Source organism: Vescimonas coprocola (genome assembly GCF_018408575.1).
GTDB classification, from domain to species: Bacteria; Bacillota; Clostridia; order Oscillospirales; family Oscillospiraceae; genus Vescimonas; species Vescimonas coprocola.
In genome coordinates, this window is record NZ_AP023418.1 from 1,729,054 (window position 1) to 1,741,599 (window position 12,546).

13 protein-coding genes are annotated in these 12,546 nt (G+C 61.9%); 6 read left to right on the plus strand and 7 right to left on the minus strand.

The window, feature by feature from the left end; genetic code table 11:
- The 6 genes from phoU to KJS28_RS08555 all read right to left on the minus strand — a co-directional run bounded on the left by phoU (window position 1) and on the right by KJS28_RS08555 (window position 5,224).
- Window positions 1-633 (minus strand): phosphate signaling complex protein PhoU, encoded by a 633-nt coding sequence (phoU, locus tag KJS28_RS08530; RefSeq protein WP_213540564.1) that lies wholly within the window; start codon window positions 631-633, stop codon window positions 1-3.
- On the minus strand, window positions 633-1,388 hold the full coding sequence (pstB, locus tag KJS28_RS08535) for a phosphate ABC transporter ATP-binding protein PstB (protein ID WP_213540565.1): 756 nt from the start codon (window positions 1,386-1,388) through the stop codon (window positions 633-635). Before pstB ends, phoU begins: the two co-directional genes overlap by 1 nt.
- Window positions 1,389-1,394: 6 nt before the next feature.
- The gene (pstA, locus tag KJS28_RS08540; RefSeq protein ID WP_213540566.1) at window positions 1,395-2,246 is read right to left on the minus strand and encodes a phosphate ABC transporter permease PstA; all 852 of its coding nucleotides are present in this window, start codon (window positions 2,244-2,246) and stop codon (window positions 1,395-1,397) included.
- A gap of 3 nt (window positions 2,247-2,249) precedes the next feature.
- Window positions 2,250-3,152 carry a phosphate ABC transporter permease subunit PstC gene (gene pstC, locus KJS28_RS08545; RefSeq protein WP_213540567.1) on the minus strand — a complete coding sequence of 301 codons (903 nt, stop codon included), beginning with the start codon at window positions 3,150-3,152 and terminating at the stop codon, window positions 2,250-2,252.
- A 72-nt stretch (window positions 3,153-3,224) separates the two neighbouring features.
- A complete protein-coding gene (locus tag KJS28_RS08550; protein WP_213540568.1) occupies window positions 3,225-4,094 on the minus strand; it encodes a phosphate ABC transporter substrate-binding protein in 870 nt (289 codons plus the stop codon).
- A gap of 224 nt (window positions 4,095-4,318) precedes the next feature.
- Window positions 4,319-5,224: a DMT family transporter gene (locus KJS28_RS08555; RefSeq protein WP_213540569.1), complete on the minus strand. Its 906-nt coding sequence runs from the start codon at window positions 5,222-5,224 to the stop codon at window positions 4,319-4,321.
- A gap of 149 nt (window positions 5,225-5,373) precedes the next feature.
- Here KJS28_RS08555 and KJS28_RS08560 point away from each other — a divergent pair, with 149 nt between their 5' ends.
- The 4 genes from KJS28_RS08560 (at window position 5,374) to KJS28_RS08575 (ending at window position 9,971) form a co-directional block, all read left to right on the plus strand.
- Complete coding sequence (locus tag KJS28_RS08560) at window positions 5,374-6,252, plus strand: LysR family transcriptional regulator (RefSeq protein WP_213540570.1); 879 nt, start codon at window positions 5,374-5,376, stop codon at window positions 6,250-6,252.
- A gap of 413 nt (window positions 6,253-6,665) precedes the next feature.
- Window positions 6,666-8,132, plus strand: a complete 1,467-nt coding sequence (locus KJS28_RS08565) for an O-antigen ligase family protein (protein ID WP_213540571.1) — start codon at window positions 6,666-6,668, stop codon at window positions 8,130-8,132.
- Window positions 8,133-8,233: 101 nt separating this feature from the next.
- Window positions 8,234-8,611, plus strand: a complete 378-nt coding sequence (locus KJS28_RS08570) for a hypothetical protein (protein WP_021858127.1) — start codon at window positions 8,234-8,236, stop codon at window positions 8,609-8,611.
- Between the two features lie 16 nt (window positions 8,612-8,627).
- On the plus strand, window positions 8,628-9,971 hold the full coding sequence (locus tag KJS28_RS08575; RefSeq protein WP_213540572.1) for a peptidoglycan-binding protein: 1,344 nt from the start codon (window positions 8,628-8,630) through the stop codon (window positions 9,969-9,971).
- Between the two features lie 40 nt (window positions 9,972-10,011).
- Here the strand turns inward: KJS28_RS08575 and KJS28_RS08580 are convergent, their stop codons facing one another.
- A complete protein-coding gene (locus KJS28_RS08580) occupies window positions 10,012-10,425 on the minus strand; it encodes a DUF4830 domain-containing protein (RefSeq protein ID WP_213540573.1) in 414 nt (137 codons plus the stop codon).
- Between the two features lie 104 nt (window positions 10,426-10,529).
- Here KJS28_RS08580 and KJS28_RS08585 point away from each other — a divergent pair, with 104 nt between their 5' ends.
- Both KJS28_RS08585 and KJS28_RS08590 read left to right on the plus strand, forming a co-directional pair.
- The gene (locus KJS28_RS08585; RefSeq protein WP_213540574.1) at window positions 10,530-11,255 is read left to right on the plus strand and encodes a pseudouridine synthase; all 726 of its coding nucleotides are present in this window, start codon (window positions 10,530-10,532) and stop codon (window positions 11,253-11,255) included.
- 138 nt (window positions 11,256-11,393) lie between these two features.
- Window positions 11,394-12,488 (plus strand): PucR family transcriptional regulator, encoded by a 1,095-nt coding sequence (locus KJS28_RS08590; RefSeq protein ID WP_213540575.1) that lies wholly within the window; start codon window positions 11,394-11,396, stop codon window positions 12,486-12,488.
- Window positions 12,489-12,546 lie beyond the last annotated feature (58 nt).

The following is a 12,546-nucleotide window of genomic DNA, read 5'->3' on the forward strand; positions in this document are numbered from 1 at the left end:
CTATCCCTCCTTGTGCGTACCGGTGACGGAGAAAATCACCCACTGGGCGACGTTCACCGCATGGTCCCCGATGCGCTCAAAATATTTGGCAATCATCAGCAGGTCCACCGCCCGCTCCCCCTCACCGGGGTCTGTGGTCATGCGGCGGATCAGCGTATGCTTCACCCTGTCGAACCAGTCATCCACAATATCGTCCTCTGCGATGACTTTTTCCGCCAACATTGTATCATGTTTCACGTAGGCGTCAACACTTTCCGTCACCATTTTTATGGTGGAAGCGGCCATATCCCGCAGCAGCTCCTCCCCCTCGTTGACCTGACCACTGATGACGATCTCGGCAATGTCCTCCGCCTGATCCCCGATGCGCTCCAGATCCGTGATCATTTTCAGGGCCGCCGAGATCTGCCGCAGATCCCGTGCCACCGGCTGCTGCTGCAAAAGCAGCTTCAGGCACAGGGACTCGATGTCCCGCTCCTTGCGGTCGATCTCCGTATCCAGCGGGGCCACCTGACGGGCCAGTCTGCCGTCTCCCAGCGATTTAGCCGCCAGAGCGATGCTCTCCTCGCACAGTGCGCCCATTTCAATGAGCTCCCGCTCCAGCTGGGCCAGCTGTTCATCAAACCGGCTTCTCATTATCCGAACCTCCCCGTGATGTAGTCCTCTGTCCGCTTCTCCGCCGGGGCGGAGAACACCTGCTCCGTAGCGCCGTACTCCACCAGCTCACCCAGCAGGAAGAAGGCCGTGCGGTCGGAGATACGCACCGCCTGCTGCATATTGTGGGTGACGATGACGATGGTATAGCGCTCCTTCAGTTCCATGGTCAGCTCCTCGATGCGGGAGGTGGAGATGGGGTCCAGTGCGCTGGTGGGTTCGTCCATCAGCAGCACCGCCGGCTCCACCGCCAGCGCCCGTGCGATACACAGGCGCTGCTGCTGGCCGCCGGAAAGGCCCAGCGCATTCTTCTTCAGCCGGTCCTTTACCTCGTCCCAGATGGCGGCGCCCCGCAGGGAGCGCTCCACCAGCTCGTCCAGCCTGGCCTTGCTGCGGATGCCGTGGGTCCGGGGGCCGTAGGCGATGTTGTCATAGATGCTCATGGGGAAGGGATTGGGTTTTTGAAACACCATACCGATCTCACGGCGCAGGCGGCACACGTCCGTCCCCGGCGCATAGATATCCTCGCCCCGATAGCGGACCTCGCCGGTGATCTTCACCCCCGGCACCAGATCGTTCATGCGGTTCATGGTTTTCAGAAATGTGGACTTGCCGCAGCCGGAGGGACCGATAAAGGCGGTGATGCTTTTCTCCGGGATGTCCATGGAGACGCTGTGCAGCGCCTGATGAGCGCCGTACCACAGGTCCAGATCCTTCACTTGCAGAATAGGGTCCATTGTCGTTCACTTCCTTTTCAGCTTCCGCCCGATGATCCCGGCGGTGAGGTTAATGAGCAGGGTCAGCACCATGAGGATGGTGGCAATGGAGAAGGCCAGCGCCGTCTCCCCTCCCTCGGTGGCGTAGACGTACAGAGCCACCGTCAGGGTGGCGGAGGAGGTGTGCAGGGAGTCGAAGAGACTCACCAGCGCCATGCCGAAGCCTGCCGTATACAGCAGGGCGGCGCTCTCCCCCACGATGCGGCCGATGGCCAGAATACAGCCGGTGACGATGCCGTCCACCGCTCCCGGCAGCACCACCGTGCGGACCATGTGCCATTTGCCGGCACCCAGCGCCAGCGCCCCCTCCCGGTAGGACTGGGGGACGGTCTTCAGGCTCTCCTGCGTGGTGCGGATGATGGTGGGCAGGATCATCATCACCAGCGTCAGGCCGCCGGCCAGAATTCCCGCCTGAAGGCCCAGCTTCTGCACGAACAGCATCATGCCCACCAGTCCGAAGATGATGGAGGGAATACCCGTCAGGGTCTCGGCGGCGAACTCGATGATGCGGACCAGCCACCCGCTGGCGGCATACTCCGTCAGGTAGATGGCGGCACCCACGCCCAGCGGCAGCACCACCACCATGGCCACAAGAATGATATACAGCGTATTCAATAGGTTGGGCAGGATGCCCACGGTATTGCGGATATAACTGGTCTGGCCGGAGATCAGCTGCCAGCTGAGGCCCGGCACGCCACGATAAAAGATATAGCCGATGAGAAAGATCAGCAGGGCGCAGGTCAGTCCGGCGCACAGCCACACCAGCCCCCGCATCCCGCCGTTATACAGTCTCCGGCGAAGCGTCCATTGCTGCTTCATGGTTCAGTCCTCCTTCCTGCGTTTGATGCAGACATTCAGCAGGACGTTAATGAGCATGATGAACAGAAACAGCACCAGCCCGATGGAAAACAGCGCCTGCTGATACAGGCTCCCCACGGCGGCATCGGACATTCCGGAGATGATGCCGGTGGTGAGGAAGCGCACCGAGGTGAAAAGCCCCGGCATATTGGCCACGTTTCCGGCCACCATGATGATGGCCATGGCCTCTCCGATGGCACGGCCTACGCCCAGCACCACCGCCGCCGCTACGCCGCTGCGGGCAGCGGGCAGGCTCACCCGGAAATAGGTCTCCGTCTCCGTGGCGCCCAGTGCCAGACTGGCCTCCTCATACTCCCTCGGCACGGCCTGAAGGGCCGTCTCCGCCACGTTGATGATGGAGGGCAGCACCATGACCGTCAGCACCAGAATGGCCGCCAGCAGGCAGGCCCCGGAGCCAAGACCGAAGGCACGGCGGATGGCGGGGACCAGTACGATCATGCCCACCAGACCGTACACCACCGACGGGATGCCCGCCAGCAGCTGCACCGCCGTGCGGATCACCGCCGCCAGACGGGGCGGGGCCGCTTTGGCCAGAAAGATGGCGGTCATCAGACCCACCGGCACCCCCAGCAGCAGCGCTCCCGCCGTGCCGTAGACAGAGGTGAGGAGGAAGGGCAGAATGCCGAATTGCGGGCCGGTGGTGGCGTTGGTAGGCGCCCACACCTTGCCGAAGAGGAATTTGGTCAGTCCGATCTCCCGGATAGCCGGCAGACCGGAGATCACCAGATACACGCTGATGCACAGCACGAAGCCCACCGCCACGATGCCGCACAGCAGGAAGATCAGGTGGATGGCCTGCTCCATGGCCCTGCGGGTGCGGAGGCTTTTGCCTGCTGTCCGCTTCATAGAGTTCTCCTTTCTCGATGACGGGGAAGCCCCCTCACCCGCCGCAGCAGATGAGGGCCTCCCGATTCGTTTTTACTTGGCGGTAGGCACGGCACCCGCATTCTGAATGAGGGAGGCAGCGTCCTTGGAGGTGGCGAAGTCGAAGAAGGCCTGCGCCGCCGGGGACAGGGCCGTGCCGTCCTTGGTCACCAGCACGAAGGGCCGCTGAATGGCGTAGCTGCCGTCCAGCACAGCGGCCTCGGTGCAGGCCACACCGCCTACGGTGACGGCCTTCACGGTGTCCTTGCCCTCCACAGCGGAGAGGGAGGCATAGCCGATGGCGTTGGGGTTGCCGGCCACGGCCTCGATGACGCCGCCGGTAGAGGTCAGCTCCTGATCCAGCTTGCAGGAGTCCTTGGTCCCGGTGATGGACTCAAAGCCGTCACGGGTACCGCTGCCGGACTCACGGCCGATGCAGGAGATGGCGCCGGGGTCGCCGCCCACCTGACTCCAGTCGGTGATCTCACCGGTGAAGATCTTGGCGATCTGCTCCACGGTCAGGTCCGTGACCTTGCTCTGGGCATTGACAATGACGGCGATGCCGTCCAGGGCGATGACCGTCTCGGTCAGGCCGTCGGCCTTCTCCTCGTCCTTCAGGCTGCGGGAGGCCAGACCGATGTCCGCCGTGCCGTTCTTCACGGCCTCGATGCCGGAGCCGGAGCCGGTGGGATCATAGGTGACGGTGACGTTCTTGTGGTCCGTCATGAACTGCTCCCGCAAAGCGCCGATGACCTTGTCCATGGAGGTGGAGCCGTTGGTGGCCACGGAACCGCTGAGCTCGGTGGTCTGATTATTGTTAGGGGTGTTGTTGTCGTTGGTGCTGCCGCTGTTTTTGCTGCCGCAGCCGGCCAGAAGGGCCATGACCATAACGGCGGCCAGCAGGATACTGATGATCTTTTTCATATGAAGATCTCCTTTCGTTTTTCATGTTTGGACTTGCTTTCTTGCTACAGTCCCCATGATAAAAGGGCGGTGTAAAGGGCAAAAGTCTCCTCGTGTAAAGTCCGTGTAAAAAAGCGGCCGAGGGGGATCTTCCCGGCAAAAAGAAGGAGCGCCGGAAAAGGCAAAGGCTTTTCCGGCGCTCCTCCCAACGAAAGGACACCTAATGGTATATAGTTTATGATATCTCAGGCCCGGCGCACGGCGGGGACGGCATGACGGGGCAGCAGGGTGATGCCCTTCTTCTCCGCCAGCTGCCACAGCTGCGGTACCAGCAGGCTCAGCAGGATCAGGGCGATGCCGCACATTCCCATGACGCTGATGTGCTCCCGCAGCACGGCGGCACCCAGCAGGGTGGCGCAGGCGGGGCTCAGAGCGCAGAACAAGCCTGCACGCTGGGCGGTGGTGTGGCTCTGGGCCACAGGCTGGAGGGTGAAGCCGAAGCCGGTGCAGATGACGGCAAGGCCGGCGATCATCAGCCACTGGGTACCGGACTGGGGCAGGTGGGGTGCCTCGAACACGAAGGAGGACACCAGCGCCAGCAGGCCCAGCGTACCCACCTGAACGATGCCCAGGGTCAGGGGATCGTCCTCGTGGGAGAAGCGGTCGGTGGTGATGATGGCTGCGGCGTACAGCACGGCGGCCATGACCGCCAGCACCATACCGGGGGTGAAGCCGCCGGACTGGCCGGTCAGCAGTGCCACGCCGCCGATGGCCACCAGTGCGCTGACGGCGGTGACGGCCTTGGGCAGCTTATGCCGCAGCACGGCCTCCGCCATGGGCACAAGAATGATGGCGGTATTCTCCAGCAGGGAGACGGTGGAGGAGGGGGTGCTCTTGAGCCCCGTCAGCTCCGTGGAGAGCATCAGGAAGAACAGAGCGCCCATGGTGGCGCCACGCACCAGCGTATGGCGCTTGATGTGGCGCAGGCGCTTGAAAAACACCACCGCCAGCAGCACAAAGGCCATCAAAAACCGGGCCGCCAGCAGGTTGAAGATCCCCATGCCGTTCATGGCGATCTTGCTGAACAGAAGGGACGTAGCCCGTGCTGCGATAACTGCCGCCAAAAGGATCTCCGCTTTTTTCTGAGTCATGATGCCTGTTCCTCCGAAGGTTTCTGTCCGTTCTTAATCGGGGGTTTCTCTCCTACCCTTGACAGAGTATAGCACTTGGTGTATCCTTGCGTAAAGCGATACTATTTCAAATTTTGTTTGACAAAATGTCAAAGAAGGAGCGAAATTTCATGGACACCGAAAAATGCCGGGTTTTGCTCACTGTACTCCACGAGAGAAGTCTGTCCGCTGCCGCCGAGGCGCTGGGCTACACCCCCTCCGGTGTCAGCCGGTTGGTGGACAGTCTGGAGCGGGAGACGGGCTTTCCCCTGCTGCACCGGGGGCGGGGCGGGGTATCCGCCACACGGGCCTGTCAGGAGCTGCTGCCGCTGATGCGGCGGATGGCGGAGCTGGACGAGCAGTACCAGCAGCTGGCCCACCGGATCCAGGGGCTGGATGTGGGCCGGGTGGTGGCCGGCACCAATTACGCCGCCTTCTACCCGTGGCTGTCGGAGGTCATTGCCGGGTTCCATCACGCTTATCCCGGCATCCGGGTGGAACTGCGGGAGGGCAGCTCTACTCAGCTGGGGGAGCTGGTGGATCACCGGCGGGCGGACTTCTGCCTTATCAGCCAGCGGCCGGGGCGGCACGAATGGGTGCCGCTGAAGGACGACCAGCTGATGGCCATTCTCCCCCCTACCCACCCGCTGGTGGAGGCGGACCGCTTCCCCGTGGAGCGGCTGCGGCAGGAGCCCTTCATCGAGTTTCTGCCGGGGCAGGAGACAGATAACTCCCGGATGCTCCAGCAGCTGCAGATCCGGCCTAAGGTCCGCTTCGCAACCAGCGACAGCCGGGCCGCCATTGCCATGGTGCGGGCGGGGCTGGGCATCACCTTATTAAACGATATTCTCACCGCCGATCTGGCGGACGGGGTGGCGGTGCTGCCGCTGGACCCGCCCCAGTCGGTGCATCTGGGCATCGCCCTGCCGGAGGAGGAGCACGTCTCCCCCGCCGCCAAGCGGTTCATCACCTATGCTCTGGACCGGCTGCCGGAGCTGGATGTCCTATAGGTACTTCGATACCAGACAGGGCGTCCAAAAGTGACAAAAATGTTAGTCAGTTATACAAACCATCCATTTTTGTGTGGATTTTCTGTGAAAAGCCTGAAAATTCCCTTCTTTCAGGGAATTTTCAGGCTCTTTTGCCGCCGGTCTGCGGCAGACGTTGATTTTTCTTAGTACAGCCGGACGGACATTCCTCATAAACCGACTGCTTCTCCCGTTGACATTCCCGCCGGAACGTGGTATAGTACCGCTTACGCCCAGAGAAGGGCGGTATATACCTCGGTAAAAAGGTTCCCTAAAAAACCTATTATTCACAAAAATTTCACATTTTTCAGGGATCATTTGTTTTGGTATGTGCATGGAGGGAAGGGAAGCCGTCCATGTACCTGTCTGGATGAAAAAAGGAGTAAAACAATTCTATGTGGGATCTGTCTTTCAGCGCACTGAATCAGGACAGCGGCTTTTGGCCCCGTCTGCAGCGCCGCTGCTATGGGGGCTTCCGCCGTCTGTCCGGCCTAAGCCAGCGGTTTTGGCTCAGCCGTGCCTATTTTCCGTTTTTGCTGTGGGTGGCGCTGGGCTTTGCCGCTCTGCGTCAGCCGGTCTATGGGGCCATGGCCCTGCTGGGGATCTGTATTTGGTTGCTGGTGTTCTGCCGGGATCTGCTGGCGTCGGTGACGCCGTTCCTGCTGGTATTTCTGCTGTCGACCCAGCGATATGAAAGTCTGGGGGATTTCCTCCCCTGCGCCGTGCTGGCGGCGCCGTTCTTTGCGGCGCTGATCTGGCACCTGATGGTCTGGCCCGTCACCTTCCGGGTGGGACGCAGCGCCACGGGGCTGCTGCTGGTGTCGGCGGCCACCCTGTTGGGGGGCTGCGGGATCCTGTCCATGCATCAGCTGCTTCAGCCGCTGAGCTTGTACTACGTCGGGTGTCTCGGCGGCGGGATGCTGGTTTTCTATGTGCTGCTGCGGTCCTGCCTGACTTATTCCAAGGGCTACGACCTGCACCGGCGGTTCGCCGCCATCTTCTGCGTGCTGGGTGTGTGCATGGCGTGTCTGGTGATGCTGGATTACGCCGTGCGGTGGCAGGAATTTCTGCAGGTACATACTACCCTCTATCTCAAGTACCGCAACTTTGCCACGGCGCTGCTGCTGACTACCCTGCCCATGTCCTTTTATCTGTCGCTGAAAAAGCCCGCCCATCTGCTGGGGGTGGCGGTGCAGGCGGCAGGGCTGGCCCTTACCGGCAGCCGCAGCGCTCTGCTGTTCGGTGTGGCGCTGCTGGGACTGGGCTTCGTATATCTGGTGCGGTGGGGTCTCATTCCCCGGAAGGCCGTGCTGCCTCTGTGCGTGGCCGGTGCGGTGCTGGCGGTGCTGGTGGGCCCGGAGCTGCTGTCGCTGATGATGGACAGCCGCATGGAGGACGGTCATCTGTTCCATCAGGGGGACTCCGTCCGGGTGCAGCTGTTCCTGCGGGGCATCACGGACTTCCTGCACAACCCCGTGTTTGGTATCGGCCTCATCAGCCAGCGCAACAGCGACCTCTTCACCGGCGTGGAGGGGAGCATGGTGTTCTACCACAACAGCATCGCCCAGATCATGGGCAGCATGGGTCTGGTGGGCATTGCCGCCTACGGCGTGCTGATGCGGGATCGTATCGCCCTGCTGCGGGCCGGAAAAACGCCCTTTGTCCGGGCGCTGGCTCTGAGCTATCTGGGGATGCTGCTGATCTCCCTGACCAACCCCGGCGAGTTCTGCCCCTTCCCCAATGCGGCGCTGATGGTGATGGTCTTTACTCTGGCAGAGGAGGCCACCGGCGACGTGGCCGTCCCCGTAGGAGAGATGCTGGGGTTTCGGCCTGCACGGCGGATATATCTGCCCCAGAAATAACGCTTTTCTTTCCCGGAACCGGACTTCCCCCGGTTCCGGGAATTTTTTTGGCACGGGACGAAGCAAGCTGCATAGGATAGGAAAAAAGGAGGTCTTTGCCTATGCAGTCAGCACAACCAACACCTGTGGACGTTTTCCTCAGGACCCACCCGGACCGGGGCGGCCTGCGCGTGCAGGTCACCTGCGGCGGCGGGCGCTTCCCCGTGGCCGGGGCGCAGGTAGTCATCAGCCGGGCCTTCGGCACGGAGGAACACATATTTTACCGGGGCGTCACCGACGGCTCCGGTATCCTATCCGGCATCCGCCTGCCCGCCCCGCCCTTTGCCTGGTCTCAAGCCTCGGACACCGCCGCCCTCAGCGGGCTGGACTATCAGGTGTCGGTACAGCATCCCATGTTCCAGCCGGTGGCTGGCCGGACGGCGACGGTATTCGACGGAGTGGAGACCATCCTGCCGGTGATGCTGGAGCCAGTGGTGTGAGAAAGGAGCGTGCATGATGCCCTATCCCTATCCCGTGGTGCCGGAGACCATCACGGTGCATCTGGGGGCGCCGGGGGAGTCCGCCCGGAACGTGGTGGTACCCTTCGCCCAGTACATCAAGAACGTGGCCTCCCACGAAATTTATCCCACCTGGCCGGAGAGTGCCATCCGAGCCAACATTCTGGCCCAGATCTCCTACGCCCTGAACCGGGTGTACACGGAGTATTACCGGGCCAGAGGGTACGACTTCGACATCACCTCCACCACCCGGTACGATCAGGCCTATGTGGAGGACGGCGACATATTCGAGAACATCAGCCGCATCGTGGACGATATTTTCAACAACTACATCGTGCGGCAGGGCAGTGTAGAGCCGCTGTTCGCCCAGTTCTGCGACGGGGTGCGGACCCGGTGCGGTGGCCTGTCCCAATGGGGCAGCGTGGATCTGGCGGAGGAGGGCATGACACCCTACGAAATTTTGCAGTACTACTACGGTGGCGACATCAATCTGGTGATGAATGCGCCGGTAGGCGGGAACGTGGCCTCCTATCCGGGGCGGCCCCTGCGGCGGGGCGACGCCGGCAACGACGTGCAGACCCTGAAGCGGCAGCTCAACCGCATCGGGAAGAACTACCCCGCCATCCCGGCGCTGGACGACAGCTTCGTCTTTGACGAGGACATGGAGGAGGCGGTGCGGGTCTTTCAGCAGATCTTCAATCTGGCGCAGGACGGCATCGTGGGCAAGGCCACATGGTACAAGATCAAGCAGATCTACAACGGCGTCAAGCAGCTGTCGGAGCTCAGCAGCGAGGGACTCACCATCCCCGAGGTGCAGCGGCGGTACGCCGAGGATCTGCGGCTGGGAGACAGCGGCATCGACGTGCGGACGGTGCGGTTCTATCTGGCGTTTCTGGGGTACTTTCTGCCGGAACTGCCCATGATCTCTCTGTCCGACGACTTCGATCAGGAGCTGCTGGATGCGGTGTACACCTTCCAGCGGGTCTACGGTCTGCCAGTGGACGGCGTGGTGGGCCGGGAGACGTGGAACGCTCTGCAGACGGCCTATCGGAAGGTGCTGGCGGAGCTGCCGGAGGATTACCGGCAATTCGCCGGGGAGGTCTATCCGGGACGGTTTCTGGTGCGGGGCGACCGGGGCGAACAGGTGGCCCTGATGCAGGAGCGGCTCAACCAGATCAGTCGGGAGGACGAGACTCTGCCCAGTCTGGTGGTGGACGGTATCTTCGGCCCCGCCACTCAGCAGGCGGTGCTGACCCTCCAGCGGCAGCTGGGCTTCGACCCCACCGGGGCCGTGGGGCCAGTGCTGTGGTCGCAGATCATTACGCTGGGCGAGGAGTACTGAAAAATGGGAGGAAGGGGCAAAGACCCTTCCTCCCGTTTTTCTATGTGTTCTCCGCCGGATAGAGGAGGGATGCCTGAAAGCCGTTTTCCCCCAAGGCCATGATGTCCCCACCCACGATGACGTCGCCGCAGAGATAGAGGTTCACCTGCACATCTCCGGTGCGGCCGGGGTAATTGGTGACGGTGTAGGTGCAGCGGGTGACGGTCTGACCGTCGTAGTCCGCCAAGGGCAGGCCCGCCTCCTGCTGGAGGGCCAGATAGTCCTCCTGCCCCGCCAGCGACAGCTGCACCGTCAGGGTGCGCACCGGCTGCTCCTCCGTCTGCCAGCCCTGCTGCTCCAGCCATGCCCGGCGGGCGGCATCGTCCTTGGCGGTCACCGGGGTCTGGGAGGGACGGGCGGTACAGGCGGTCAGCAGCATCAGCAGCAGGCACAGCCCCGCAAGACAGCGCTTCACAGGCACGCAGCTCCTTTCGTTTTTTCCATCGCTTTGTCCTCAGCTTATTCCGTTTCCCGGTGGGATATGCTATAATGAGAAAAACTGCGGCAGGAGGGCTGGTTATGGAGCGCTTGGACAAGATCATCGCCGGGACGGGCAAATACTCCCGGCGGGAGGTAAAGGAGCTGGTGCGGCAGGGCCGGGTGATAGTGGACGGACGGTTGGCCTCCTCCCCAGAGGAAAAGGTGGACGCCGACGCCGCCTGCCTGCTGGTGGACGGTCAGTCACTGGACTGCCGCCGGTACACCTATCTCATGCTCCACAAGCCCGCCGGGGTCCTGTCGGCACGAGTGGACGGACGGCAGCAGACGGTGCTGGACCTGCTGCCGCCGGAGCTGCGCAAACGGGATCTGTCCCCAGTGGGGCGGCTGGATAAGGACACGGAGGGACTGCTGCTGCTGACCAACCACGGGGAGCTGACCCATCGGCTGCTGAGCCCCCGCTATCACGTGGACAAGGTGTACTGCGCCCGTGTGGAGGGCGTGCTGACGGCGGCGGACACGGCGGCCTTCGCCGGCGGGATGGTGCTGGCCGACGGGCTGGAGTGCCTGCCGGCGGGGCTGGAACTCCTCTCGCCGCAGGAGGCGCTGGTGACGCTGCGGGAGGGGAAATTCCATCAGGTGAAGCGGATGCTGGCCGCTTGCGGAAAACCGGTGACGTACCTGAAGCGGCTTTCCATGGGGCCGCTGCGGCTGGATGAAGCGCTGGCGCCAGGGGCCTTCCGGCCCCTGGCCGAGAGGGAGATACACACCCTTCTTGACATATGTGGGCTGAATGCCTCGACATAACGCCAAAAAATGCCCCAAAATTTTTGTGAAAAATACAAGAAAATACTTGCAAAATCGTGATTCTGACGATATAATAGAGCACGAAGCTAAGTAGTTTGCACAAAATATCCATCAGCTCTATATCAGGAGGGACTGACTATGTCCGGGAGAATTTTTCAGAACGTCGTTTTACAGTTCAAGGATACCACCGATCGCACCGTGGGCGTCATTGACGCCGAGGGTACCGTCATCGCTTGCAGCGAGTTGACGGGTATCGGCAAGAAGTGGGCCAAGTATGTGGAGGCCATCGACTCCGCCGAGGGCGGCTGCATTGCGCTGGAGGGCAAGACCTTCAAGGCGCTGCCCGGCTGGGGCGGACATTTTGACTATGCCGTGTTCGCCACCGGCGATGACAGCGTAGGCCGCACCGTGTGCGCCATGGCCTGCGTGGCCCTGAACTCCGCCAAGACGTACTATGAGGAGAAGCACGACAAGGGCTCCTTCATCAAGAACATCATCTCCGACAACATCCTTATCAGCGACATCTATATGCGGGCCAAGGAGCTGCACGTGGCCGCCGAGGTACCCCGCGGCGTATTCGTGATTCGGCCTGTAGAGGGCCGCAGCGAGGGCATCTCTCTGGAGGTGGTGCAGAATCTCTTCCCCGACCGGCAGAATGACTTCGTCATCAGCGTGGGTGAGACGGACGTGGCGCTGATCCACCAGATGCCGGAGAGCACCACCAACAAGGATCTGGAGAAGGTGGCCACCACCATCGAGGAGGCCCTGCGGGAGGACGGCGAGAGCCGTGTGTTCGTGGGCATCGGTACGCTGGCCCTGCATCTACGGGATCTGGCCAAGTCCTATAAGGAGGCCCAGATCGCCATCGAGGTGGGCAAGGTGTTCGACACCGAGCGCTATGTCATCAACTACGAGAATCTGGGCATCGGCCGCCTGATCTATCAGCTGCCCACCACCCTGTGCGAGATGTTTTTGCAGGAGGTGTTCAAGAAGAACCCCATCGATGCGCTGGATCAGGAGACGCTGTTCACCATCTACAAGTTCTTTGAGAACAACCTGAACGTCTCCGAGACCGCTCGGAAGCTGTTCGTCCACCGGAACACGCTGGTGTACCGGCTGGAGAAGATCAAGAAGCTGACGGGTCTGGATCTGCGGGAGTTTGACGACGCCATCACCTTCAAGGTAGCGCTGATGGTGAAGAAGTACCTCACCAGCCGGGGCATCGACGCCTGACGGCTGCATAGAAAACCAAAGAAAAGACAGGCAGTGCCTCCGGCACTGCCTGTCTTTT

Excerpts from the sequence above, each read along its gene's own strand:
- phoU (WP_213540564.1), bottom strand. The coding sequence starts at position 633 with ATGAGAAGCCGGTTTGATGAACAGCTGGCCCAGCTGGAGCGGGAGCTC.
- pstB (WP_213540565.1), bottom strand. The coding sequence starts at position 1,388 with ATGGACCCTATTCTGCAAGTGAAGGATCTGGACCTGTGGTACGGCGCT.
- pstA (WP_213540566.1), bottom strand. The coding sequence starts at position 2,246 with ATGAAGCAGCAATGGACGCTTCGCCGGAGACTGTATAACGGCGGGATG.
- pstC (WP_213540567.1), bottom strand. The coding sequence starts at position 3,152 with ATGAAGCGGACAGCAGGCAAAAGCCTCCGCACCCGCAGGGCCATGGAG.
- KJS28_RS08550 (WP_213540568.1), bottom strand. The coding sequence starts at position 4,094 with ATGAAAAAGATCATCAGTATCCTGCTGGCCGCCGTTATGGTCATGGCC.
- KJS28_RS08555 (WP_213540569.1), bottom strand. The coding sequence starts at position 5,224 with ATGACTCAGAAAAAAGCGGAGATCCTTTTGGCGGCAGTTATCGCAGCA.
- KJS28_RS08560 (WP_213540570.1), top strand. The coding sequence starts at position 5,374 with ATGGACACCGAAAAATGCCGGGTTTTGCTCACTGTACTCCACGAGAGA.
- KJS28_RS08565 (WP_213540571.1), top strand. The coding sequence starts at position 6,666 with ATGTGGGATCTGTCTTTCAGCGCACTGAATCAGGACAGCGGCTTTTGG.
- KJS28_RS08570 (WP_021858127.1), top strand. The coding sequence starts at position 8,234 with ATGCAGTCAGCACAACCAACACCTGTGGACGTTTTCCTCAGGACCCAC.
- KJS28_RS08575 (WP_213540572.1), top strand. The coding sequence starts at position 8,628 with ATGCCCTATCCCTATCCCGTGGTGCCGGAGACCATCACGGTGCATCTG.
- KJS28_RS08585 (WP_213540574.1), top strand. The coding sequence starts at position 10,530 with ATGGAGCGCTTGGACAAGATCATCGCCGGGACGGGCAAATACTCCCGG.
- KJS28_RS08590 (WP_213540575.1), top strand. The coding sequence starts at position 11,394 with ATGTCCGGGAGAATTTTTCAGAACGTCGTTTTACAGTTCAAGGATACC.